The organism is Pectobacterium polonicum, assembly GCF_005497185.1.
GTDB classification, from domain to species: domain Bacteria; phylum Pseudomonadota; class Gammaproteobacteria; order Enterobacterales; family Enterobacteriaceae; genus Pectobacterium; species Pectobacterium polonicum.
In genome coordinates this window covers 130,461-152,229 of sequence record NZ_RJTN01000010.1, presented here as the reverse complement: position 1 = coordinate 152,229, position 21,769 = coordinate 130,461, and the positions used below count along the sequence as shown (strand labels likewise).

The 21,769-nt window shown below is 50.4% G+C and carries 27 protein-coding genes; 4 read left to right on the top strand and 23 right to left on the bottom strand.

Features of this window, described 5'->3' with window-relative positions:
• The coding region (locus EDI29_RS12475) for a tyrosine-type recombinase/integrase (protein ID WP_137741129.1) at nucleotides 1-495 on the top strand (495 nt) is incomplete at its 5' end.
• A gap of 70 nt (nucleotides 496-565) precedes the next feature.
• The gene (locus EDI29_RS12470; protein WP_137741128.1) at nucleotides 566-889 is read left to right on the top strand and encodes a hypothetical protein; all 324 of its coding nucleotides are present in this window, start codon (nucleotides 566-568) and stop codon (nucleotides 887-889) included.
• 36 nt (nucleotides 890-925) lie between these two features.
• Here the strand turns inward: EDI29_RS12470 and EDI29_RS12465 are convergent, their stop codons facing one another.
• From EDI29_RS12465 to EDI29_RS12445, 5 genes are read right to left on the bottom strand one after another with little or no spacing between them, the layout of a single operon-like run.
• Entirely contained in the window at nucleotides 926-2,449 is a 1,524-nt protein-coding gene (locus EDI29_RS12465) for a conjugal transfer protein TraG N-terminal domain-containing protein (RefSeq protein WP_103199278.1), read from the bottom strand.
• Nucleotides 2,446-2,817: a hypothetical protein gene (locus EDI29_RS12460; protein ID WP_103160239.1), complete on the bottom strand. Its 372-nt coding sequence runs from the start codon at nucleotides 2,815-2,817 to the stop codon at nucleotides 2,446-2,448. Before EDI29_RS12460 ends, EDI29_RS12465 begins: the two co-directional genes overlap by 4 nt.
• A 2-nt stretch (nucleotides 2,818-2,819) precedes the next feature.
• A complete protein-coding gene (locus EDI29_RS12455; protein WP_103199279.1) occupies nucleotides 2,820-4,244 on the bottom strand; it encodes an integrating conjugative element protein in 1,425 nt (474 codons plus the stop codon).
• Between the two features lie 9 nt (nucleotides 4,245-4,253).
• Nucleotides 4,254-5,228, bottom strand: coding sequence for a TIGR03756 family integrating conjugative element protein (locus tag EDI29_RS12450; RefSeq protein ID WP_103199280.1), 975 nt, complete (start codon nucleotides 5,226-5,228; stop codon nucleotides 4,254-4,256).
• Complete coding sequence (locus EDI29_RS12445; RefSeq protein ID WP_103199281.1) at nucleotides 5,225-5,626, bottom strand: TIGR03757 family integrating conjugative element protein; 402 nt, start codon at nucleotides 5,624-5,626, stop codon at nucleotides 5,225-5,227. Before EDI29_RS12445 ends, EDI29_RS12450 begins: the two co-directional genes overlap by 4 nt.
• A 158-nt stretch (nucleotides 5,627-5,784) precedes the next feature.
• Between EDI29_RS12445 and EDI29_RS12440 the strand changes: the two genes are divergently transcribed.
• Nucleotides 5,785-6,876: a hsdR gene (locus EDI29_RS12440; protein WP_103199282.1), complete on the top strand. Its 1,092-nt coding sequence runs from the start codon at nucleotides 5,785-5,787 to the stop codon at nucleotides 6,874-6,876.
• Between the two features lie 102 nt (nucleotides 6,877-6,978).
• Here the strand turns inward: EDI29_RS12440 and EDI29_RS12435 are convergent, their stop codons facing one another.
• From EDI29_RS12435 to EDI29_RS12385, 11 genes are read right to left on the bottom strand one after another with little or no spacing between them, the layout of a single operon-like run.
• On the bottom strand, nucleotides 6,979-7,383 hold the full coding sequence (locus EDI29_RS12435; protein ID WP_103199283.1) for an acetyltransferase: 405 nt from the start codon (nucleotides 7,381-7,383) through the stop codon (nucleotides 6,979-6,981).
• A complete protein-coding gene (locus EDI29_RS12430; protein WP_103199284.1) occupies nucleotides 7,380-10,235 on the bottom strand; it encodes a conjugative transfer ATPase in 2,856 nt (951 codons plus the stop codon). The genes EDI29_RS12435 and EDI29_RS12430 overlap by 4 nt, the downstream gene beginning before the upstream one ends.
• Nucleotides 10,235-10,645: a TIGR03751 family conjugal transfer lipoprotein gene (locus EDI29_RS12425; protein WP_103199285.1), complete on the bottom strand. Its 411-nt coding sequence runs from the start codon at nucleotides 10,643-10,645 to the stop codon at nucleotides 10,235-10,237. The genes EDI29_RS12430 and EDI29_RS12425 overlap by 1 nt, the downstream gene beginning before the upstream one ends.
• On the bottom strand, nucleotides 10,638-11,081 hold the full coding sequence (locus tag EDI29_RS12420; RefSeq protein WP_103199286.1) for a hypothetical protein: 444 nt from the start codon (nucleotides 11,079-11,081) through the stop codon (nucleotides 10,638-10,640). Before EDI29_RS12420 ends, EDI29_RS12425 begins: the two co-directional genes overlap by 8 nt.
• Before the next feature lie 9 nt (nucleotides 11,082-11,090).
• Nucleotides 11,091-12,629, bottom strand: a complete 1,539-nt coding sequence (locus tag EDI29_RS12415) for a TIGR03752 family integrating conjugative element protein (RefSeq protein ID WP_103199287.1) — start codon at nucleotides 12,627-12,629, stop codon at nucleotides 11,091-11,093.
• Complete coding sequence (locus EDI29_RS12410; protein ID WP_103199288.1) at nucleotides 12,619-13,482, bottom strand: TIGR03749 family integrating conjugative element protein; 864 nt, start codon at nucleotides 13,480-13,482, stop codon at nucleotides 12,619-12,621. The genes EDI29_RS12415 and EDI29_RS12410 overlap by 11 nt, the downstream gene beginning before the upstream one ends.
• 56 nt (nucleotides 13,483-13,538) lie before the next feature.
• The gene (locus EDI29_RS12405; RefSeq protein WP_103199289.1) at nucleotides 13,539-14,195 is read right to left on the bottom strand and encodes a PFL_4703 family integrating conjugative element protein; all 657 of its coding nucleotides are present in this window, start codon (nucleotides 14,193-14,195) and stop codon (nucleotides 13,539-13,541) included.
• On the bottom strand, nucleotides 14,192-14,554 hold the full coding sequence (locus EDI29_RS12400; protein ID WP_103199290.1) for a TIGR03750 family conjugal transfer protein: 363 nt from the start codon (nucleotides 14,552-14,554) through the stop codon (nucleotides 14,192-14,194). The genes EDI29_RS12405 and EDI29_RS12400 overlap by 4 nt, the downstream gene beginning before the upstream one ends.
• Nucleotides 14,555-14,563: 9 nt before the next feature.
• Nucleotides 14,564-14,905 (bottom strand): TIGR03745 family integrating conjugative element membrane protein, encoded by a 342-nt coding sequence (locus EDI29_RS12395; RefSeq protein ID WP_103199291.1) that lies wholly within the window; start codon nucleotides 14,903-14,905, stop codon nucleotides 14,564-14,566.
• A gap of 23 nt (nucleotides 14,906-14,928) precedes the next feature.
• Nucleotides 14,929-15,168 (bottom strand): TIGR03758 family integrating conjugative element protein, encoded by a 240-nt coding sequence (locus tag EDI29_RS12390; protein WP_103199292.1) that lies wholly within the window; start codon nucleotides 15,166-15,168, stop codon nucleotides 14,929-14,931.
• Nucleotide 15,169: 1 nt separating this feature from the next.
• Nucleotides 15,170-15,490 carry an integrative conjugative element protein, RAQPRD family gene (locus EDI29_RS12385; protein WP_103199293.1) on the bottom strand — a complete coding sequence of 107 codons (321 nt, stop codon included), beginning with the start codon at nucleotides 15,488-15,490 and terminating at the stop codon, nucleotides 15,170-15,172.
• A 134-nt stretch (nucleotides 15,491-15,624) separates the two neighbouring features.
• Between EDI29_RS12385 and EDI29_RS12380 the strand changes: the two genes are divergently transcribed.
• On the top strand, nucleotides 15,625-16,167 hold the full coding sequence (locus EDI29_RS12380; RefSeq protein ID WP_103199294.1) for a hypothetical protein: 543 nt from the start codon (nucleotides 15,625-15,627) through the stop codon (nucleotides 16,165-16,167).
• A gap of 127 nt (nucleotides 16,168-16,294) precedes the next feature.
• Here EDI29_RS12380 and EDI29_RS12375 read toward each other — a convergent pair whose 3' ends face one another.
• From EDI29_RS12375 to EDI29_RS12345, 7 genes are read right to left on the bottom strand one after another with little or no spacing between them, the layout of a single operon-like run.
• On the bottom strand, nucleotides 16,295-16,489 hold the full coding sequence (locus EDI29_RS12375) for a hypothetical protein (RefSeq protein ID WP_103199295.1): 195 nt from the start codon (nucleotides 16,487-16,489) through the stop codon (nucleotides 16,295-16,297).
• A gap of 22 nt (nucleotides 16,490-16,511) precedes the next feature.
• A complete protein-coding gene (locus tag EDI29_RS12370; RefSeq protein ID WP_103199296.1) occupies nucleotides 16,512-17,267 on the bottom strand; it encodes a TIGR03747 family integrating conjugative element membrane protein in 756 nt (251 codons plus the stop codon).
• Nucleotide 17,268: 1 nt separating this feature from the next.
• Entirely contained in the window at nucleotides 17,269-19,350 is a 2,082-nt protein-coding gene (gene traD / locus EDI29_RS12365; RefSeq protein ID WP_103199297.1) for a type IV conjugative transfer system coupling protein TraD, read from the bottom strand.
• Nucleotides 19,347-19,949 carry a restriction endonuclease gene (locus EDI29_RS12360; protein ID WP_103199298.1) on the bottom strand — a complete coding sequence of 201 codons (603 nt, stop codon included), beginning with the start codon at nucleotides 19,947-19,949 and terminating at the stop codon, nucleotides 19,347-19,349. Before EDI29_RS12360 ends, traD begins: the two co-directional genes overlap by 4 nt.
• Nucleotides 19,946-20,467, bottom strand: coding sequence for an integrating conjugative element protein (locus EDI29_RS12355; RefSeq protein WP_103199299.1), 522 nt, complete (start codon nucleotides 20,465-20,467; stop codon nucleotides 19,946-19,948). The genes EDI29_RS12360 and EDI29_RS12355 overlap by 4 nt, the downstream gene beginning before the upstream one ends.
• Nucleotides 20,468-21,073, bottom strand: coding sequence for a lysozyme family protein (locus tag EDI29_RS12350; RefSeq protein ID WP_241664928.1), 606 nt, complete (start codon nucleotides 21,071-21,073; stop codon nucleotides 20,468-20,470).
• Nucleotides 21,052-21,765, bottom strand: coding sequence for a TIGR03759 family integrating conjugative element protein (locus EDI29_RS12345; RefSeq protein ID WP_103199301.1), 714 nt, complete (start codon nucleotides 21,763-21,765; stop codon nucleotides 21,052-21,054). The genes EDI29_RS12350 and EDI29_RS12345 overlap by 22 nt, the downstream gene beginning before the upstream one ends.
• Nucleotides 21,766-21,769 lie beyond the last annotated feature (4 nt).

Here is a 21,769-nt window from a genome sequence, read left to right as displayed (position 1 = left end):
GTCAGAACGGCCGGACGTGCACCTGCCGGCAGTCAGCCCCACCGCCTGGTCCCGCTTTCCGATCACAGTTACGTCAGTCAGCTGGAGATGATGGTGGCCACCCTTAAAATCCCCCAGGAGCGCCGAAATAAACGCACCGGCAGAATGGAAAAGACGCGAATCTGGGAGATCACAGACCGTACCGTCCGCACCTGGCTGAATGAAGCGGTGGAGGCCGCAGCGGCCGACGGGGTGATGTTCTCGGTGCCGGTGACGCCGCATACGTTTAGGCATTCCTACGCGATGCACATGCTGTATGCCGGTATTCCGCTGAAGGTGCTGCAGAGTTTAATGGGGCATAAGAGCATCAGCTCGACGGAGGTCTATACGAAAGTGTTTGCGCTCGATGTGGCCGCACGTCACAGGGTGCAGTTTCAGATGCCGAGCAGTGATGCCGTCACCTTACTGAAAAACACTAACGCTGAAATTAACAAAAGGAAACTTAATTCCTTTTAATTTGATGGATTTGCGCTCTTCATTAGACTAAAATGTAACCATGAAGTATTCCGTCGAGAAGGACATCCGTATGCCTAGCACAGCAAAAAATCGAGCCTATCAGCGTGGACTGAAAGCTGCGGGGGTCTGGCAGCACGTCAAAAACACGTTGAAACACTGGGATGCCACGTGTATTGCATTGGCGACACGTTTTCATTTACCGACTTGGATCGGGCATATTCCTGTCGCCGCACTTTGTGTTTTGTCCGCTACCTCGATCCTTTTTGGTGGATTTATTATTGCTGGGGTCGCGCTCTTTCTATGGGCTCTAATCCTTTTGAGTCCCCAAAAGGGAGTGGTCGGAGGACAAGCGCTCAACGATAGCAACTACTGGTGGTGGTGGAAAAGCAAATAGCCGAGATCTGTTATCTCCTCGGCTATATCCCCCTAGTTATATCCTACCAGCAGCCTTCTGTTTCACAGCATTACTTGTCGCCTCCCCTGCACTTCCCCCCGCTTTTTGTGCATCCTGGGTACCACTGCGCATCGCACTCGCTAAATCTCCGATACGTACGCCAGCCCACGACAACGCGCCAACCCATACGGTGGGAAGTACAAGAAACATTGTTCCCATAACAAAGTTCATGACCATATCGTCAGAAGTATTCTGAAAACCTGCCAGATTAAACCGGCTATGGGTATCAGAACTGTACAGTGCTTCAAGTAACCAACTGTCGAGCCAACGCGCTAATTCCCACCAGAACGTCAGGAAATTCAGTGCGAATATAACGAATGTCAAAGTAACTACGACCTTGAAGTCATAAACACCAAAAGCGAGAATCAACGGTAACATGACATACGTGGCCATCAGCAAAATAGCCTGAACCATTGGTAGAGCCTGACGCATCGCATCAAATGCCGGAAATGCCCCAAGGCTTCCCAACGCGCCGCCGGCAATAGCACCAAACCGATTGACGGTATTCATCGTAGTAAAGTCCGCATTGCCACCGTAACCGGCATAGACTTGCCCTCCCTGAGAGATATTTAGGCTCTGAGGGCTCACCAAACGCCTGATCACCGCTTCTTTATAGTCAGCAGTGCTTTTCCCCATCATTTTCAGTGCGGCAGAAAGACGCAGCCACATGCCTGGGTCAGCTTGATTGACTACTCTATCCTGCAAGCCGGTATCCGCTGTGGACCACCATTCATTACAGGTAGGATACCCCCCCCGCCCCGTATTCGGCCGACCACTGTCCCTGGCATCGCTCCAGGGAAAATTTGACCGCGGCATTTTTGAGTTCAGTTCACCATAATAGCGAGAACGAAATGTTGAGCTGCCTAGCCATTCGATGTCCTTCAGCACATCCTTATCCGTTGTTGCACCCTGATCTTGTTGTTTCCACGTGTATAACGCGAGCGCATAGCAGTCGTTGGTAAAGTCCTGCAGCTCTTCAGCCAGAGCCGGATTACTGATGTTGGTCCTCTGCACCTCAAAACGAACCTGGCGCAAATCCGGTCGACAGGGAATGGTTGCGACCGCAGCCTGCGTTACGCCTTTTGACAGGCGGTGTACGACAGCCCACCAGAAGGGTACCGCGGCTGTTTGATCGCCGAGGCTAGACACCACGCTGGAATACCCACTGTCATCCGGAGACTGTGTTGTCCAGGTTCCACACATTTTTGCCCGGGATGTATCGTACTGCATGGTACTCAGGCTCAGATTAATCAACGGAACGCAACAGGCCAGCATCACAAAGAACGCACCGTACAACGCGTTCTCGATACGGGGCAGTGACAGCATCCCTTTATTGCCTTCATCCTCCCCTTCTTCCCGAACTTTCATCCAGATACCAACGACCTTGAATGCCAGCGGCGCAGCAAAAAGTCCGGTACCAATCAGGATGTTCCACAGGCCATTATTAATGACCCAGCCTAACAGCGTCAGAAAATACTCGAGATAGCTGTTCGTGGTCATCGTGTCGTTCCTGTATCGAGATACATGGCATATTCACACGCTAGTAAAAACATCACGCTCACGATGCCCATCCGCTTCAGCGATGCTCTATACTCCGGCTTACATCCTGGGGCATGCCAGATTTTCCAGAATCCCCATCCCAGCACGCTATACAGCGTCAACCGCCAGACCAGCCAGCCAATGCTCGTTCGCTGCATCCAGTGGCGTAGCGCTAAGAATTCATCCGGATAGGACACACCAATACTCGCAATCAGAAATGCAATAAACATAACGCCAGAGCCGAAGGCCAGCACGAGCAGCAGCACTTTGGTTCCCTGGCGTAGTCGTTTCAGAGAGGATTGGGGTGAAATCTCTTTAGATTCAGGCATAGTTAGTTACTCTGGGCAGGAATAGTCATCTGGTTGAAACGCGTATCCGTGTTGTCCTGGATTTGCTTCTGCGGGTTGGTTTCTACACGACTGTTTTCCCGTTCGATGATAGTCAGCACTGAGTTACGTGCCAGCTCGCGCTTGAGTTCCATCTCGTTCTTCAGTGCATTAATTTCCCGATCGAGCGACTCAATACGCCGGGTTCCTTCATCAACAGCAGCTTCCTGAGCGGCGGCATTGGGTTCAGACATTCCGGTCATCAGCATACGGCGCATCAGTAATGCCGTCTCAACCGTATCCGCCATCGCCAGCTCGCTCGCCAACCGTCCCGTTAACGCAGCGTTATCCGGGTCGCGTTGTAACGCCCGGATAACGCCACTGGTGATAGTCAGGCTACCGGCTTTCAGTTTGGCCAGATTCGCAGCCGTTGGTTTCTCAACCCCATTAACCATTTTCACCAGTTGTTCCTGATTGGCTTTCGTCGCATCCTCCAACATGGGGGCAAATCCCGTTCCCGCCTGAGTCGTACCGGGTTGCTGAGCTTCATCCCCACTGGTGCATTCAGAGGCAACCTTACACGTCCGCATCGAGCGATCGCCAAGTACCTGAACGACAACTTTTGCAGCTTCCTCCGAGTTAGCGAACTTTTGACAAACGGAGCCCGTACAATTGCTGGTACTGACGGAAGATGTACTCAACACGGGCTGACTGTTCATCATGTTATAACCCGCGGCCGCCAAATCGTGCGTTGGACGAATAGCCGGTTGCCCTTTACCGCCACGTCGTTGACCACCAATCCAGTTTTGGCCATTATTGCCGGTGAGTTTTTGGGAATCGTTATCCGTTTGAATGGCATCCGCTTTTCCGCTGTTGACCAGTTGCTTGTATTCATCGGCCTGTGCTGATTGAGTCCATTTGCTGGAGTCCGAAAAATCCATCATCCGTTTGGTCATGTTCTGGCAGTTAAACATGGCCTTATCAAACGCGACATTTGCCTGGAGAACGCCGTTAGTCAGCATGTCATAGAGTCCTGGACTCGCTCGTTGAATAATGGCGCCCGGTAAACTGGCAACCGCACCTGTCGCCCCCTGAATCACCTCCCCCATCAGGTTTTTGAATCCGGATGTCACCCCGTTCAACTGATTGCCAACCGTTGTTTTCAGGTCGAAATTACCGCACTGCAGATCAGAGCTCCAACCGAGATCGACACCTAACTTCTCCATACTGATACGCGTCGCCGGCTGTGAAATTACAGAGCCTCCACCAAGCGTATAAAAGAGTTTGTCTGATACTGCACCACTGACATCAGCCCCATACCCAGGCGAACCGCTGTTTGCCTGAGGCAAATTGACGTTGAACTGATCGGCGAGAACGCACGGCGTAATCAATTGCAGGCCGATAGCCAGTACGCAAAACTTCATTCTCATCGTTATTCCTTAAAAATTCGTAACAGATAACAACCGCTGACCGCGGCGTTGACAGCAACTGTACGGTTGCCAGAGGGTATAGGCTGCACTGCCATTTTCAGCTGACATGCGATCACCATCAGGGAAGATCGCGCATGAGGACGTTAGCTGTGGAGACAAACGCTGCCACTTGTGATTGTTGGTGTTTTCCACTACGGGTTCAGGAGGCCAATACCCATCACGGCGGGAGCCTGCCAGGGGCTGATAAACATGTAGTTGCCCAGAACGCGTAATAATGTCAGCCACGCGCTGGGCGACCACAGCTGACGCTTTATCGTCATCGGTATGCTGGATAAATCCAGATCGGGGATAAACATTCCCCCACATATTCCCTGATGCCGTGCTACCGACTTCACGTTGGCCAGGAATGAGCGCCTCCGGATACAACGATTCAGGAACTCCCGTTCGCCAGGCGAGAGAATCCAGCGTACTCAGAAAATACGGCATGAGCGGCGTGGCAACACTGTCGCAGGAATAACCGGGAATTTGCCCACCAATGAGTGTCGAGGCGGGATGGCCTATCGCATCCGCATACTTAAATTTGATGTTGGATTTTCGTCGACCAGGGTCTTTAATGTCTGCCGCGTTCCCACCGCCGGCAGCGATCCCACTTAATCCACTGGTAATCGTACTTTCTAACCCTCCAGCACCCTGGCTGACTGGAGACATCTCAGTCCAGGGATTACCGCCAGGAGCCATGTACGTGGACACAACTGCATCTGGGATAAAGTGAGTAACTTTGACGGACGTGCGAATGGTACAGCCGAATTTCGTGCAGAATAGCCAGTAACAGATACCACTGACACGCCAACTGATACACCCTGGAGAAATAGCGCTGGCAACAATTTGCGCAGTGTTAACGGCAGCAATCGCAGCAGGCTCACACGCGGTCGTGAGCATAATGCCAACTACAATCGGCCGTAACCGGGTTCGCCATCGACTCATGGTCGTCCCCTTTCTTGCATTTTATATGCAAGCGCCATAGCAACATCAGCCGTGCCGTACACCACGTCACGATCGTCAAAAACAACAGCGGGATATTTCCGCACGCCTATTTCCCATGCATGCACGACACCACGATAAGCCGTTTGCAGGTCATTCTCATGCTGTTGCCACTGCGGGGAACGCATGACAGCCTGAGCTTGCGCTGTCGCTTGTTCCATCGATGCTGAAAACTCGCCAAACACAGAACGCTGTAATCGTTCCGGTGCATCCAGCCAGACTATCTGAGTCTCGGGAGTAAGATTGGTAGGAGGGTGTTGCGGGTCGGTATAGACAACGGGGTTAGCCAATAATGGCACAGGTAAAAACAGGAGAAGAAAAGCACTGATTTTGCCATTCATCACCACACTCCTTTAGGTTAATAAATACCTATCAGGTTGCAGCAAGCGGAAAAGATAAACAGCGGTAAACTCTTTTTAAATAGATGAAAATTTACGGGCTACAATAACTGCGACATGAATAAGACCACTTCCCATAATTTTTCATCAACCGGAGGCATATGGCTATTCGAAGACTAGGGGCTGCCAGTCTTAAACTTTCCCCTGAGGTACGTGGCCTACTGGATAACGGCATGGACTTCTTACAAAAGGCACAGGATGAGTTTTCCACTTCCCCTACCCATTCCATCGTCAGTTTCTGGACTGCCGTCGAATTGCTGCTTAAAGTACCGCTTGCTCATGAACATTGGTCTCTGGTATGTAGCGGAAGAAAAATTATTCGAGCGAAATACCTTAGCGGTGATTTTCAATCTATCACCTTTGCAGAGGCCTGTGAGCGACTGAAGGATGTACTGGAAAAGCCTCTTCCATCGGCCACATTTGAAGCCTTTGACAAAATCCGTCAGCACCGCAACCGAGTAGTCCATTTTTATCACAATGCCTTTACCGATGAAGCAAAAACGCAACTCCTTGCTGAGCAGGCTGATGCCTGGTTTGCGCTGAACCGACTCCTGCGCGAAGACTGGAAGTCTCTTTTTGAAGGGGCACTGGGAAGCTATCTAGCTAGGCAGGAAACTAGTCTTCTTATAAAAAACACTTACTATGCAGATATTAAGTTTAAGCAGATTAAACAAGTAATCAAAGAACATCGAAAAAGCGGGGATCAGGTTATCAACTGCAAGCTATGCAATAAATCTGCCGCACCGGTAAAAGTGCTTTTACAAATAAATGATTATTCTGTCAAAACGGCGTCATGCTTAGTGTGCGGTTCTTTTCAGGACAAGCTCATCGAATTTTCATGCCCTGAATGCAATAAGCAGCAAAGTTTAATAGCTTGGGATGAAACTGATTTTGAATGCACCAAATGCAAGTATTCTGCTTCCCGTTATGAACTTTTTGATACGAGTAGTTACTCACTGGACGAGTACAATTGTGCCCCCACTCCAGCGGGTTGCTCCGAATGCGAGATCGAACATTCTGTTTGTGAACTTGGAGAGGGGTATTTCTGCACACATTGCTTTAGCTTTTTCGAATCTATTGGCCAGTGCGCGTTCTGCTCTCATCACAGTACAGATGTAAATGAATTCAGCGTAATGACTGGCTGCAGCTTTTGTGAAGGGCATCCAGAAACATGGAATGATGACGGTGTCTAAGTATTTTACATAATAAAAGCCTCAGCGAATCTGAGGCTCTATTCGTCTGTATTCATTATTCGATGCGACAGCGATTTTAATCAATTGGTTGTCACAACAGCATCAACTCTTTATGCAGCTAGTCGTAACCTCTTTCAGGTACAGAACCAGATAAACCACATCCACCGCATCCGGAACAGAAACATACCAGCGTGGATGATCGTAATCATCTGGCTCTGGCCAGCTCGTTGTGCCGGCAACCGAAATCAGGATATCAACGCAGGGACCGATACCGTGCCCGCCATCAAAATGCAGCGCTACAGCGCCTCGGGTGCCAACCCGGTGAGGATGGCATGTTACATTGCACTGCATGGGTAAGCGCTGGCGAATAGCATCACGCAGTTGCTGCAGTTCATTATCGTTTTTCAGGGAAATACCTGCCTCACCTTGCGGTTTCAGACTAAAAAGCATGGGGAAATGGCCACTCTCCGTTTGGATAGTTGGCGTAGGGTATTTCAATGTCATCATGCTACAACTTTCTCCTGCTCAACCAAGCCACGGGCTTTATCTAATGCTGTGGCGACCCGCATTGCCGCTTCCAGCTCCGAACAATGGAATTCATTCATCAAACGACGTCGTTCCACTTTTTCTTCTTTTTCTGTCATACCAAGAGCCAGGTACAAACTGGGGGGAACGGCACGGAACAACGCTTGAACGTTCTTCGATAATACGACCCCCTCGGTGTAGCATTTATCCAGTTTACTGGCTGACATCAGCACCGATTTCTGTTCATCCGTCAGGGATTTGAAGCGGCTGATATCATCGACTTCTTTTTTCGGCATCACCAGACACAACCACCACTCCGCCATATTCAACATTTTTCCGGCCGCATCAGGGAAATCCTCCAGGTTTTGCGTCGCAAGCCAGAGCCAGGCTCCCAGTTTTCGCCACATTTTGACGATCTTAGTCATATATGGCGCCAGCAGCGGGTTAACCGTTGCAATGTGCGCTTCATCGACAGCGAAAACGATATCCCGTTTCTTATACTGGTCACGCTCGGCAATGTTGTTGATGGTGTTCGTCAGTGACACCATGGTCAACGCCATCTGTGCTTCATACCCTTCGCGCGCAAAATATCCCAGGTCTATCAACGTGACGTCTGCTTCTGGCCAAAGCTGCCCTTCACGGTTAAATAACTCAGCCTCAAAACTCCCTTCCTGTGTGAAAATACTTAGCGATTCAGCCATCTCCGCGGCCTTAGTGCGCCGCTGCTCATTGCGTTCAGTATCCATGGAAATATCAAGCAGGGCACGTTGCAGATCAGACGGCAGCATTTGTTTAGGAACTGCGTAAGAGGCTTTAGCGGCCATCACCAGTGCTTCACGGATCATTGCGCGATCGGCACGCTTCAGTTCCGTTTCTTCCTTCGCATCACCGCCAGTGATCATCATGCGAGCTGAGATCTCCATCTCCCCCAGGATGTCTCGTTTTTCTTTCTTGTCCTGTTGACTGTCATCTTGCTCTTCGCTATCGGCGTCCAGCTCAGGCAAAGCATCAACGTCAATCGCCAGAGGCACATCGCTATTCACCAACTGGTAAGCATCACCAAACAACGGAAGACTCAACCCATTACCCGGTTTGATACTGACCTTATTCACCGTCAGGCCAAGGCTTTCAAAATAATCGGCCAATAACCCAAATGAGTTGCCGGCTTCAGCAATGAACAACCGAGGGCGGTGTATGGCCATCACCTGCGATAACATCGAACACAGCGTTGCCGACTTCCCGGCTCCCGTCGGTCCGAATATCAGCTTATGGGCATTTTGGCTGCGATCACCTTTATTCAACGGATCGAATGACAATACGTCACCACCGCGATTGAAAAAGCTGATCCCAGGATTACCCGTACCCGTTTCACGACCTGTCACGGGTAACAACCCTGCCAGATGCTGTACCCACGTTAGCCGGGTATACCAGTGTTTCTTATCCGTCTCCGGGTTAAAACACATGGGTAATGCACGTAAATAGGTGTTCAATGGCGCAACGTCATATTCGGGCCGCACCGGCTGCAAGCCGGCTCCCAGCAATACGGTCGTCAGCTCAACCCGTTTATGATTGAGCGTTTCCACATCATCGGCGCGTAACAAAAAGGTCAGTCCGGCACGGTACAACTTGTGCCGATTTCCCAGATACTCTTTGACGGTTTTAACATCCTGGCGAACGCGACCTGACTCGGTGTTCTCGCCCACTGCGTTCTTCGATAGCCGGGTAAAATCAGCTTCCAGTTTATCTTGCGGCTGTACCACTATGGTCATACACAGGGTGGTACCTTCCGGAAAGAGATCCATCAACGCATTGATCTTCTCTCCCCGGAGCATTTCCCCTGTAATCGCGCCGGGTTTTGGCGGGCGCCGTAATTTTTCGACCGGCAACGCACAATGCGCCTGATTATCAAACCACCACACGCCGTTCTCCACGTCCGAACGTGGCGGGTTGAACCACAGCGTTTCTGTAAAATCGTTGAGTACCGGCATGGTGCCATCAGGCGTATCGCGTCGGTCAAAATAGGCAGCCTGGCGATATAACGTGTCTTTATCGACCCATTCCGGTGAGGGATTAAAATGTCGCAGCAACCAGCCATGCACCTGATGGCCATTCTGCCGCACACACATTACACCGGCACCGGACAATGCGCTGGTCACACGTTCACAGACCTGATTGAGCATCGCGATTGGCGGCATTGGATCTCGGTTGTTTTTACCAATCCAGCGATAGATCACCATACGCGTACGGCGCTGCTGTCCACGCCAGGGTTGGCCAGTAATTTTAGTATCCGTAAACAACCCTTCCGAACGAGCAATCCCCCGTAAATGACGCTCCGTTTCCTTCAGCCAGGCCTCCGAAAAAGGCGTTCCCTGCGCATGGGGTTTGACATAGCCCCTCAGGTGATCGACATAAGTATCGACATTGTTCTCATCCTGACAAAAGAACTGCACAACCCAGGGGTTTTCATCAAGTTCTTCAAAGCTGTCCTGTATGGCATCCTCGACCGTATCGCGGATTTGTTCCAGTCGATCTTCCGTACGTCCTTCTGTCGCAACGGGAGAGACTTCATATACCGCCCCGACAGAAATGCCGTCATCCAACAGCAGACATTTATCGTTATCCAGGAATTCAGCCCACGGCAGGTAATCGATAATTGACGGATTGGCATGATTCAGCCTGACCTCATCCTGTATCGTCATTTTCCCGGGCCGTTGCATAGACAGGCGTCCCGCGACCTGGAGCGGGATACCTTCAGCAAGATTGTCGATCGCGTCATCAGGTACACGGATTTCCCGAGAGCGGGATAGGCGCTTTTTATTAAACAGTGAGAACATTACAGCGCCTCCACGCGTTCACCCGGCATCGCGTACTGGGTCTGGCTATAGAAGGGAAAGACCGTGCTGTAACCAGGAACGGGCGTATTGCCCTCTGCAAGATGAGGGAAAATGTATATCACCATGTCTGGGTTCGGCAGACGGGGAAACTGTTGGCTGATTTCACTCTCCTGAGTTCGACTGTAGCTACGATCGTCATGTAAAGACGTTTGAAGCTCTCCGGTACTCAGCGGTCGGCGTAATGCATCCCTGGCCTGGGCAGAACGTCGAGTTGTTCCCTCACCATCTGCGCCATTCCATAATTCCAGCATGGAGTGCTCCCCAGCTGGCAGCATTTCTTCTTTTGAGGTCGAGCACCCGCTCAATAACATTATTACAAGCAGTGTGGCCATAATCTGGCATTTAGGCATGTGTTTCTCCAGAACGTCGGAATAAATGAAAATGACCGGCAATGAGTGAAAACGACCGACACATCGAGTGGCGGGATAATTCGGCGACAGTCATCCGTACGGTGTGCCAGTCATTAAAGTGGCCCTGCTCGATGGCCATCAGGAAAGGATCTGCCTGTTTCTCCAGAAAACAGGCCAATTCAAAGCGTTTGAGTGAGGTGGGCAGTAGTTGTCTGACAAAAAAACAACCCTCCTGCACCGGAATACAATGGCTGCCGACGTCAAGAAACAGAGCGTCGTTAACCCAGTACAGAGAGGCTTGCGCTGATTCAGCCAGACTTTTGGCCAACAGCTCAGAGTCGGACTGACAATAGTGAATATCTATACGGAGCCGATCGATTACGGATGTCGTGCTAAAGATCCAGATGTTTTCCCAACAGGCGTGAACAGCGTCCATCTCGCCTCCTCAATCCAAACCACGTTGACTGCGACCATCAGCCGGCAACGAGAAGTCGTACCGAACCTTGCGCCCTTTTTCTTCGTAATCAATCGCCAGTTGCCTGGTAATATGCACGGCTAATCGCATGCCTGGCGGGACATAAATCGCATCGAATGTCTGGCCATAGCGTTGTTTCACCCAGTCAGTCGTCTCATTCAAGCCGCCGGCCAGCGCCTTACCGAGAACAGCTTGCCCTACATCCCCCGTGAGTGAGGACGTCATTCCACCGTAACCATTTGTTTGCGTCGTTTGCTGATTCTGGCTCAGCGCGCTGGCTGCACCTGAGCCAGCAGAAAGGGCAAAAATAGTGGGCAGATAGGTGGATGCGTTAGACTTTCGCTCACCACTGATGCACGGGATCCCCGCTTCATCAGAAATCCAGCCAATACCACCGCTGGAGCCACTCGCGCTCTGATTGCTGCCGCCATTATTGCTATTACTGTTGCCATTAGCGTCAGAGCGCGGCAATGTGCGAACCGTGCCATCGGCAAACACAAACGTAATATTGTTGACCTGCCCACGAACGCACGACAACGTCCAGTCACCACTGGCTGTTCCTGATACGATTGCTCCTTCAACATCCGGTAAATCGATACCATTTGCTGTCAGGTTGTCTTTACCAATTAAGACTTTGAAGGGATAAGGGTCAGTCACCGTACCGTTAATCGGGACTCGGCCCAGTAGCGCCGTCATTGCCCGACTGCCGATCAGGGTAGAATTCTCAGGTAAGGTGTAAACAGGCTCAGTTGTAACCTCACTTTTTTCGTTCGAGTACCCCTTCACCTGCTGCTCATACGCCGCCTTCTGGCGCGTCAGCTCATTATCGTTCAGGAAAGAGGTCGGAAATTGGGGAAGCTCAGGCATACCTGAACTGGACGTATTATTCGGGTCGGCTGGTTTCTGGTCTTTTGGCTGTACCCATATCAGACCATCTGCACCTTGCGACATAGTGCCACTGGTACCATTTCCCATACCGTCCAGCCCTAATCCCAGAGGGATATCGCCGTGCCCGGAGGGTCCCTGGTAGCTACTTCCTCCACTAATATGGCCTCCGGGATTACTCATCGAATTAGCCAGTTTATCGGTCAATTCCTGGATTTTATTCTGTAACCGTAGCTGTTCATCCTGTAGGCGTTTTTGCTGCGTATCGTAGGACTGCTGCACGCCAGAAACGGCTTCGTTCACCTGCCCGGATACGTCAGTACTACGGCGGGTCAGCGCCTCATTTTGCTTTTTTAGATCTTCGTTTTGCTGACTGAGTTTACCTAAATCACTACGCACCTGATTCAGCGAGCCGACCAACGTGCGTAATGTATCCTGAGGGGTATCACCGGCGACGCCTAATGCCTTCAGTTCGTCTTGAGACAACCCCAGCGTCGTCGTTGACGTATCGGTAGTATTCTGTGTCTGAGCAGGTCCCTGGCAGCTTTTTACGCCAATCAATGCGCCGATGGCCAATACCGACGGAACCATGAATTTTACCAGCGTATTGGACTTAATTTGCATGGCCGCGCTCCTTCTTGCTGGCTTTAGCTGATGTCGGACTCACTTTAACGACCGGCTCTGCGACGAATGCCAGTTCAGGACGGTTATCGGTGACCAGATACAATGTTGTTGTGTCTTCTGGTGTACCTATTGGCCCAACCCAACGATGCTGGAATGTGGCAGAAACAAACTGCCCCTGAAGAATCCGGGGATCGAGAACGATCTTTCTGCTTGAGGTGTTGCGAACGCGTAGTGCCACAACGGAGCGAGAGCCCACTCCCCAGGCTGACAACGTCGTAATATCAAGTGGTTCAGAGGGATATAGCGTCGTGATCTTCCCTGATAATCGTGGATTAACAGGATGAATACCGCTCACAGGCTCTACTGCACGTAATGGTCCGTAAAGGGTTTGCGCGGCAAAACGAGTCAGAACAACGGGTAACGGAGCATTGTAGCGAGGGGCCTTAGACTCTTTTGCGTCTGACTTTGTTTCCACAGTCGAAGATGAGCTACTACGCCCGGATTTGGCCGGGCGATCGCTATTATCGACAGTGGTTACGTCACCGCTATATACCAGACGGACAGGTTCTGTCGGGCCATTCGGTGACGCAGTCACGTCGAGCAGAATAATCTCGCCGCTTTCCAGATCCTGTAACTGCAACCGAGTTTGAGGAAATGCACTGTCCGCCTTGAGATAAACCGCCCCACCGGTCGATTGCACGCGTAACTTGTCATTCAGTGCCGGGGGGAAACCGACACGAACATTTTTATCTGCAAAAATAACGCGTTCTTGCCCTACCTTTAATGGGATCTGCAGGGGGATGCGTTCCCATTTAATTAATTCATCAGCGGAAACGTGCAATGACCCCGTCATGAGTAATGCCAGTAAACCGCGCTGACAAAATCTCCGTGCTGTGGAAGGTTTCACTCTCACTGCATAACCCCCTTTTTCTCTGGCTGTGGCTGATGTGATATTTCCAGACGCTGTGGCATCGCGTCATAACAATCCAGAGCCAAACCAAATGGGTTACGTTCTGCATCCCCATCCCAACGAACGACTTTCAATGGGTAACGCACTAGCACCCGTTTAACGGGTTCGGTGTGGTAATACTCATCGGTCACCAAATCTAAACGGACAACCCAGTTATCACGGCTGATAACATCCACGCTCTCCGCGTTGTATCCCCGCCCGGGGATCTCGTAAACCACACGAACACGGTCCAGCAACTCGTTACCCAATGAGCGTTTTTTCGCATCTGCATTCAGAAAATCCAGACAAGATGGCGTCAGGTACGGGGATAGGCTGAATATCTTGCCGGGATAGTCCTGTTCGCCATTTTTAGGCCATGCGTTTAGTTGCTGGAAAATGTAAAACGCAAATCCATAGACGGTCGGTGCAGGAACTTCCCACCAAGGCTTGGTACTACCAGCCCGGAGATCGGGAGGATTGTGAACCGTCAAATTGCTAGGCGCCCGCATCCAGCCGAGTATAGTGACCAGTAACAGGACAACCAGAACGCCGCAGGCAATGCGTAATGTCAGAATATGCTGGTCGCGATTTCTTACCGCGTTACGGTAGATGCTCATGCTCGTCCCTTCGCTTGGTGGCGGCGTAATGACCAGCAGCGAGAGTGAATAATCAACGTTTCATCCCCTATCCCAATGCGCCGTTTCTTTTCCCCTAACTTCTGCCAGATGTAGTTCTCAGGCTTACCGCGTTTAATTCGAGCCATCCAGTTGCCTCCGAGGCCAATGACCAACAGAGGGGTCAATAATATCCCTGTCGGGATAATGACCCACCCGGTTAGAGGGATAAGGAATAAGGACCACAAGACGCCAACAAAAGCCCCAAACAACGCAGCAAGCCCTAACTCTGGTGTGGTAAATCCACGAAACACCACGGGTTCGGCATTCAGGCGATCGGGTAAAAAAGGAATGGTTCGCATGCTCGCACCTCACAAAATGATGTTGGCAGATTTGCCCAGTAACCAGATAATGAGGACGAGTAAGCAAGCACCTACAACAACGATAGCACCAAATTTTGGCCATTCTGCTCGTCCATTACGGACTTCAACGAAGGTATGGCCTGCAGCAATCGCGACATTAATAAACATGATGGCCGCAACCAATAATCCAGCCAGAACAATGCCATCCTGTAGATAGCCTTTAATTTGTCCCATGAGTCCTGACCCTCCGCTGGATTGAGGAGCCTCAACAGGAGGCAAAGCAGCAAAAGCGGACTGGCATAATATTCCAATGTAAAACAGGAATGAGATAAAACGACGAAACATAAACATGGGTAACTCCTTGTGTAGAAAAATTAACTGGCAAACATCCAAATACTGATGACCAATAAGATCGCGGCCCTGAATGCAAATCTGCCCATCGCTGCGTCTCTGACTTTCTCGTTAGCCCATCCATTCCAGACATCACCTAACGCCCATGCAGCCCATAGGAACAGCGCAGCCAACAGAAAGCCGACACAGATGAGGTTCAGTATTTGGGGATCGAAACCAGATGCCGATTTAAAGGCTGAAGACTGTGCGGCAGTCATAGACATATCAGGGGCTCTCCCGACGGTAGTTCCCCGCAATAGAACTGGCTTCCCGAGGTTGCGCCCGGGATGGAGCCAAATAGGTATCGATGCCCGCTCTGATGGCATTCAAATCAGCAGTAATGCGTTGATAGTCAAAGTGGTATCGGGCACGATCAGCAGGGTCAGATTGCGCAGCGACAACGCGAGCTCGTTCCAGCGAGGCCTGAACCTGATCAAGCAAGCGCTGCGTGCTGGCCAGTTCGTCTTTTTCTGATGCATTTGCTGCATGGGTAAACAGCAGTGCAGCACCGAGCAGACAAGCAAGCCGGACTGAGGGAGAAAACATGCACACCTCACAGTGAGTTGACGGTGTGCATAGGATGAGGAATCAGGGAGGGTTGGTCAGCGATAAACTCTATTTGCGATGTCTAAAATTTATGGTGGAAAATATACCTACACGCTCATGCAACAGGAACACACATGGAATTTATTAAAGACCCTGCGTTTTACGCATCATTAGTTGCTCCACTTTTATCTGTGGTATATATCGCTTTATTTTTTCTCATTCTCAATGATGTAGATCTCTCCATCAAAAGACGTAAGTATAAGGAGATGATAAAAAGGGCAATCAATACGGGAAGAATAAAGAATGAAGATATTTATCTTTTGGCTAAGCGATGGTCGGTAAAACAAGAAAAAATATCTGTCGTGCTTAATGTCATTCTCAGCGACTATCTTAATGAAAAGAATTGTGCTGATGAACAGTTGGAAAAAATAAGAAGCCTTATCCTTTGGCACCAGGAAAATGATCCTTTTTCTGATCTCCCAGATAACATCAGACTACAGCTACAGCACCTACAGAAAACAGCAATCAGTCACCATGATGATGTTAACAAACTGTCAAAATCCCTCAGTGATATCTCGATTTCAGCTAAACGCCAAGCGAGACGGGAACGTCAGATGACATACCTAAGTGTGATACTCGGCGTTGCAGGTTTAATAATTGGAGTTATAGGTCTTTGACATCATCCAGCAATTGCCACTACCCTCATTAAGTTAGCAAGCTGACGCGCCAGAAATTGTACGTTCGTGGCTTGTCTGCTGACAAAAGCGCACAAAAGCAAGTTTTGTACGCTTTTGTCCAGCTCAATTAAGAGCCATGCATCTTATGAAAGAGAGGATCCGCGCCAATAAATACCTCATCTGGGATACCTCCCCATTCTTTCCGCAGAATATCGAATTCACCTTCATTCCAGTATCGCAGGAACATCTTGCATTCATCTGCATCCAGCTCCAACGCAAACTGAATAGCAGCGACAGCCGCCTCACAGGATTCATCACTCATTACCGTATCTCCTTCTATAAAATCAAAGATATTTTTTAAATGTGGCTGTTGTTACTGTAATTGCGGTACCAAACAGCAGTGCTGCCGGTAACAGTAATAAATTAGGGTAGACCGCCATAGGCCAGGACAGGTACAGCATGGCAGGTACATAGAATGCAGGTTTAACCAGGCGCTTAGCATGGTGATAGAGAAAACTGGATTCATAGCCCGCGCCAAAACGCCTCAGGTCACGCCGCCCCAACCCCTCAACAATGGCCACAATTACCACCATGGTGAATAGGGGTATGGAGAGAACCAGAATGGTTACCCTAACCAGAGTAACTACCGTGACATAGACAGTGGCCAGCAAATATTCCCGTAACGATTGTGCCAGCCAGCCACTCCAGGCATTTAAACTACGAGTCAGCTCACTATGACTGTTTGCCTGCATCTGATACTGGTTACTGACCCAATCCATAAAACCACTGTTGATAAATGCCCAGTGATATCCCGTATTAATCCAGTGGATAACCGTTACTGATGGCTCAGACAGCAGCAGGCTCCGCTTGAACTCTGACGACAGATACCCCAGCTCAGTGTTCATAACCTGCAGGCTGTGGGCGGCGCCTTCTGTCGGCCAAAAGAAAGCGATCCCCACATATTCGATCAGCAAACTGAGTAACAGCGAACCTAAAACAATACCAATCAGTTTCCATGGCCAGCCCCACAACACGTTGTAGAGCAACCCATGTTGGCGATCTGGCTTCTGTGGAGGTGCATTACGTGCAGGTTCAGCCATACTACTCACCTCCAGCAGCAAATGAACGCCCGTCCCACCATCCCTCACTGGAACGGTAGTTACGGCGCATCTCTGCCGCTACAGCCTGCAAATTGGCTGGCATCATTGCATCATTCAAATCATTCGCCGGCAGTGGCATCCTGATTTTCCACAACTGACCACCTTCAAGCAGGCCGAACGCCTGACCTTTAGGTAGACTAACGACATCAGACGGTTCAATCAGTGGAGTTTTTATCGTGCCGACACGGTCCTGCGTGCTGGAGGTAAAATCCTGTCCAGTTTCAACATTAGCCGTATCCGAGTGGCCAGAAACCAACGTTTTGCTGTAGATCTCAACCTGCGGCAGCTGTGTCGTGAGGAGTTCTGCGGTTTTATTGTCCCGGACACGCAGCATGATCAAGGTATTGAAGTTACCAATAACTTGTGCGGTTTTCGCAGCGTTACCAATACGCGCTTCGATATCCGATGACGTTTGAGTATAGGCCGTCACTTGAACGCCAGCACCGCCGCCTTTATTGATCAGCGGAATGAATTCATCACCCATTAGTTCATTGAATTCATCGCAGTGCAGGTTGATAACGGCCTTTTCTTCTTTCTGCTGCGGCAGCCCTGCATTAATTCCATGTTTATAAATATGGCCTGCAACACTGACAAGGTCGGCAAACATACTGTTCCCGACAGCCGTAGCAACCTCACTATCTGTCAATGCATCAAGACCGATATACACAACGCCCCGCTTGCGAATCACTTGCTCCCAGTCAAAGATGGGACGGGGGTCATCCATATCAAGATAATCAGGAGATAAAAGGGACGCCGTTTTACCTGTTGTCAGCTTCTCCAGCAGCGGCAACAACGATGCGACGATTTTATCGAAATAGGTTCTGTCGTAGCGGACAGCACTACGCAGACCATCGAGAATTGGATCATAGAGTGCCTTGCCAGCTTCGGAGCTTAACGCAACCTCTATCGCCCATATCCCAACACCATTCGGCTGCCCCTGCATATTCCGGGGTACGTCCTCATCAGTGAGCACACTCAGATTATTACGTATCTGTTGCTGCAGCTCCGGCAATTCCTCTTCAATAACCTTCTCCGCGTAGCGCTGATACAGATCCGCAATATTATTGACGTAACGCATAATCAGCGTGTAATCAGGTCGTTCACCCAATGCAACCAGCGCCCTGGCCACAATGTTTACGAAACGCCACGCAAACTCTTTAAACGCGGCACTGTTCCCTTCCCCTGCCAATTGCCCTGAGATACGTGACGCGACTTCAGACACGCGGCCAAATCGCCCGACGGCGTTATAGCGGGCGGATATTTCAGGCCAGCCCAGATGGAAGATATAGAGTTCATCCTCCCGTCCTGCCCGGCGCGCTTCAGCCCAGACGCGGCGCAATAAATCGGAGTCCCCTTTGGGATCAAAGACGATCGTTACATCACCGCGACGAATATCCTGGGTAATAAACAGTTCAGCCAACCGCGTTTTCCCAACGCGAGTCGTCCCTAATATGATGGTATGCCCAGGACGATCGGCCAGTGGCATGGTGACATCAACCTCATCAGGTTCAATACCATGCAGAACGGGCTTTCCACCAACTGGCGGTAATGGTCGTACCGGGTTCATCGGAGAATCGACACTTAACAGTTTGGTGAGCCATGGAAAACTATGCTCTGAGACATTCTCCAGTTTACGGGCTGCCTGATATAACGTTGATGGCTGAATATAGCGCTCAACCTCCGGACGTAACGTGTCACGCAGCCGCTGAGTGTGTTTCTGCGTCCACATGAATCCCTTACCGATAAACAAGCGGCGTTTACTTACGGGGATTTGCTTACTACTCATCACATAGCGTGGTAGTCGTCGTAAATTACGACGGTAACGCAGCACTTTCATTCCCTGCTGAGTACGTACCATGGCAAGAACAGCAAACCCACCGGCCGTCACGTAACTGACTGAAGGGGCAAGTGCTATCGCCCACGGCGCTTGCACACAGACAAATGCTGCTGTGGCAGATACAGCAGCCGTATTCAGTTCAACGGCTGGCCGTAGCAATGCCTCAATGACATAGCGATCGCTCATTGGTTTTTCCTTATCCAGTCTGGGTTCCCAGCCAACAACGCAATCAGCCGTTGTCCACTGATGATATAAAGGGGAAAGATATTGCTGTGGCTAGAGATCGCATGTTGCTTGCTTTTAGCGCCAGTCCGTCCGGTATGAATAAATAAACCGCCACACCGATGCTGTATCAGCAATGCCGAGAACTCAGCGACGTGCGCGGGATCTATCGCTCTGCTATAGCGTTTTGCCTGGATTAACCAACGCTGCCCTTCAATAAATACTTGCCCATCCAATCCACCGTCACCGCTGTATGATGCATTGCGAATCACTTGTAATCCCTGACGCTCCATTGCCAGTAAAAGCAGTTCTTCGAACACATACGGATTAACACGACGGAGATAGGAAAAACGCTGCGCATCGCCTGCCAAAGTAGGGAGTCTTTTTAACAAGCGTTCGGCCGTTTTACGATAACGCCGATGGCGACGCACGCTAGCTTTGCCACGCCAGCGGAATAACATGCTTATAATGGCAACAGTAAGAATGAAAAAAAGAATAGGCACAACAATCAAGACAGGGTCTGCAATCACAGCCTCAGCCAGATATGGACGCGGTGGGATCATGGTTGTACCTCTGAGGATACAGAGGTCTCCGTGATCAGCGCGGGATAATGTCGCAATTGTAGCCGGCGAGCTAACTCACCACCTGACGCAGGAGCCATCTGCACATCAGGAACCAGTGAGCGCAGGGACTGAACCGCAGCCATATCCGTTACATTAACGATTAAGCCAACCGCCTGCATTTGGCTCAATTTTGCAGCATTCATCTGTAACCAGGAACGTGACACCGGATCGTCTCCGACGAGAAATAACGCACCAATTCCATGCAAACTCAGCGTTCTTGACGCTTCAATACCAACAGTCAGTTCTGGTGTCAGCACGGGCAGCATAGCTCCCTCTCCTGGCTGACCTTTCCAGGTGCGTTTTTCAGTGTTATTGGCTTCGTTGTTGTCCTGGCGGTTAATACCATCAAAGAACGATGCGGTATCTTTCCCTCCCAAATCGGCGACAACATTCAGTTCTGCATGAACAAAGAACGGGATAGCCAGCAAACACAGCACAGATGCAGAAATAATTTTCATTTATTTGATACTCCGAGGTTCGATCCAGACAAGTTGAGTGGCAGGAGCAATCTCAGGAAGGAGGGAAGCTGTCGAAGGTTCAATCATGGCCAATTTGCGCTGCACCGAAGAAATGTATCTGGCAGCCGGAGCACCGCCGGCTGGATGGTGGTAGCAACCAACAGCACGTAACCAGCTGCCCGGTTTTCTCTCGTAGCATTCACGTAGAATTTGTGCTGAAACATTCAGATTGGTATAGGGTTCAAACGCCTCCCAGGAGTTTGCAAAACGACGACCGTTCCAACCCCAGTTAACCTGCCCTAATCCAACATCAATGTTTTTATGTGGAACCGTCTTCAGAAAACGCTGTAGTGCCTGCCAGGCTTCCAGCCGGCTATCATATTGATAGCTTCTCCCCTGGACATTAAGGCTCCAGGGCCAGGGGCGAACGCCATGAGGCAGCTTTCGGCTAGACTCCTGTAATGATTGTGCATAGAACAGTTCAGGCGGAACCTGATGTAAATGCGCAACACGCTGATACCCGTCAGGCACCGGTTGTCGTGATGCGTTAGCACTGGCAGAAACAATGCTGAATATAACCAGCATCAGAAGGCAGCGACACGCCATCCACTTTCTCCCTGCTGCAGCAACACTGGCATCAGTCCATTACCAAATCGAATCCAACGGCCACCATCATGGTTCAATGTGATTTGGCGATTACGCACGCGATCCACTGGGATATTGCGCTCTCTGGCCCATTCACGCAGTTTGTTATCATCCCCGCCGCTATCAACCAGATAGATGTCAACCGGGCGATCATCCGCCAGAACGGCCGCGAGGCGTGAATTACAGTTGCCGCAATCCTTGGATTTCACAAATAACGCCAATCGACCACCGTTATCGTGTGCGACACCGCCCGCATTACCCATGTTGACTGGCAATGCATTCGGATAAATACGCCCCCAGGCCGCATCCACCTCACGCTGAAATTTCAGAATTTTTTCAGTTCGCTGAAATTCTTCTTTAACCCACTTCTCTGCTAACTGCCGCCGTTCTGCATCGCTGCGAGCTTCAATACCCAGGGTGGTTAACGGATCCAATCCTGGGGATTGAATACCGGTTTTCCCTCGAATCATGTCCTGATATCGAGCCCATTCTTCATCGGTCAACCCCCATTGTGTCGACTGAAGGTGAGATAATCCCTGATCAACAGCTCGAGTTTGTGAATTCGACTCAGGTGTAACATGAATGCTGGTATTGACGGACGCGTGTGCCATTCCTGCCAAAGCAAACATCAGCGCCATTGCTTTCACTTTCATAACG

Excerpts from the sequence above, each read along its gene's own strand:
- EDI29_RS12470 (WP_137741128.1), top strand. The coding sequence starts at position 566 with ATGCCTAGCACAGCAAAAAATCGAGCCTATCAGCGTGGACTGAAAGCT.
- EDI29_RS12465 (WP_103199278.1), bottom strand. The coding sequence starts at position 2,449 with ATGACCACGAACAGCTATCTCGAGTATTTTCTGACGCTGTTAGGCTGG.
- EDI29_RS12460 (WP_103160239.1), bottom strand. The coding sequence starts at position 2,817 with ATGCCTGAATCTAAAGAGATTTCACCCCAATCCTCTCTGAAACGACTA.
- EDI29_RS12455 (WP_103199279.1), bottom strand. The coding sequence starts at position 4,244 with ATGAGAATGAAGTTTTGCGTACTGGCTATCGGCCTGCAATTGATTACG.
- EDI29_RS12450 (WP_103199280.1), bottom strand. The coding sequence starts at position 5,228 with ATGAGTCGATGGCGAACCCGGTTACGGCCGATTGTAGTTGGCATTATG.
- EDI29_RS12445 (WP_103199281.1), bottom strand. The coding sequence starts at position 5,626 with ATGAATGGCAAAATCAGTGCTTTTCTTCTCCTGTTTTTACCTGTGCCA.
- EDI29_RS12440 (WP_103199282.1), top strand. The coding sequence starts at position 5,785 with ATGGCTATTCGAAGACTAGGGGCTGCCAGTCTTAAACTTTCCCCTGAG.
- EDI29_RS12435 (WP_103199283.1), bottom strand. The coding sequence starts at position 7,383 with ATGATGACATTGAAATACCCTACGCCAACTATCCAAACGGAGAGTGGC.
- EDI29_RS12430 (WP_103199284.1), bottom strand. The coding sequence starts at position 10,235 with ATGTTCTCACTGTTTAATAAAAAGCGCCTATCCCGCTCTCGGGAAATC.
- EDI29_RS12425 (WP_103199285.1), bottom strand. The coding sequence starts at position 10,645 with ATGCCTAAATGCCAGATTATGGCCACACTGCTTGTAATAATGTTATTG.
- EDI29_RS12420 (WP_103199286.1), bottom strand. The coding sequence starts at position 11,081 with ATGGACGCTGTTCACGCCTGTTGGGAAAACATCTGGATCTTTAGCACG.
- EDI29_RS12415 (WP_103199287.1), bottom strand. The coding sequence starts at position 12,629 with ATGCAAATTAAGTCCAATACGCTGGTAAAATTCATGGTTCCGTCGGTA.
- EDI29_RS12410 (WP_103199288.1), bottom strand. The coding sequence starts at position 13,482 with ATGACGGGGTCATTGCACGTTTCCGCTGATGAATTAATTAAATGGGAA.
- EDI29_RS12405 (WP_103199289.1), bottom strand. The coding sequence starts at position 14,195 with ATGAGCATCTACCGTAACGCGGTAAGAAATCGCGACCAGCATATTCTG.
- EDI29_RS12400 (WP_103199290.1), bottom strand. The coding sequence starts at position 14,554 with ATGCGAACCATTCCTTTTTTACCCGATCGCCTGAATGCCGAACCCGTG.
- EDI29_RS12395 (WP_103199291.1), bottom strand. The coding sequence starts at position 14,905 with ATGTTTATGTTTCGTCGTTTTATCTCATTCCTGTTTTACATTGGAATA.
- EDI29_RS12390 (WP_103199292.1), bottom strand. The coding sequence starts at position 15,168 with ATGTCTATGACTGCCGCACAGTCTTCAGCCTTTAAATCGGCATCTGGT.
- EDI29_RS12385 (WP_103199293.1), bottom strand. The coding sequence starts at position 15,490 with ATGTTTTCTCCCTCAGTCCGGCTTGCTTGTCTGCTCGGTGCTGCACTG.
- EDI29_RS12380 (WP_103199294.1), top strand. The coding sequence starts at position 15,625 with ATGGAATTTATTAAAGACCCTGCGTTTTACGCATCATTAGTTGCTCCA.
- EDI29_RS12375 (WP_103199295.1), bottom strand. The coding sequence starts at position 16,489 with ATGAGTGATGAATCCTGTGAGGCGGCTGTCGCTGCTATTCAGTTTGCG.
- EDI29_RS12370 (WP_103199296.1), bottom strand. The coding sequence starts at position 17,267 with ATGGCTGAACCTGCACGTAATGCACCTCCACAGAAGCCAGATCGCCAA.
- traD (WP_103199297.1), bottom strand. The coding sequence starts at position 19,350 with ATGAGCGATCGCTATGTCATTGAGGCATTGCTACGGCCAGCCGTTGAA.
- EDI29_RS12360 (WP_103199298.1), bottom strand. The coding sequence starts at position 19,949 with ATGATCCCACCGCGTCCATATCTGGCTGAGGCTGTGATTGCAGACCCT.
- EDI29_RS12355 (WP_103199299.1), bottom strand. The coding sequence starts at position 20,467 with ATGAAAATTATTTCTGCATCTGTGCTGTGTTTGCTGGCTATCCCGTTC.
- EDI29_RS12350 (WP_241664928.1), bottom strand. The coding sequence starts at position 21,073 with ATGGCGTGTCGCTGCCTTCTGATGCTGGTTATATTCAGCATTGTTTCT.
- EDI29_RS12345 (WP_103199301.1), bottom strand. The coding sequence starts at position 21,765 with ATGAAAGTGAAAGCAATGGCGCTGATGTTTGCTTTGGCAGGAATGGCA.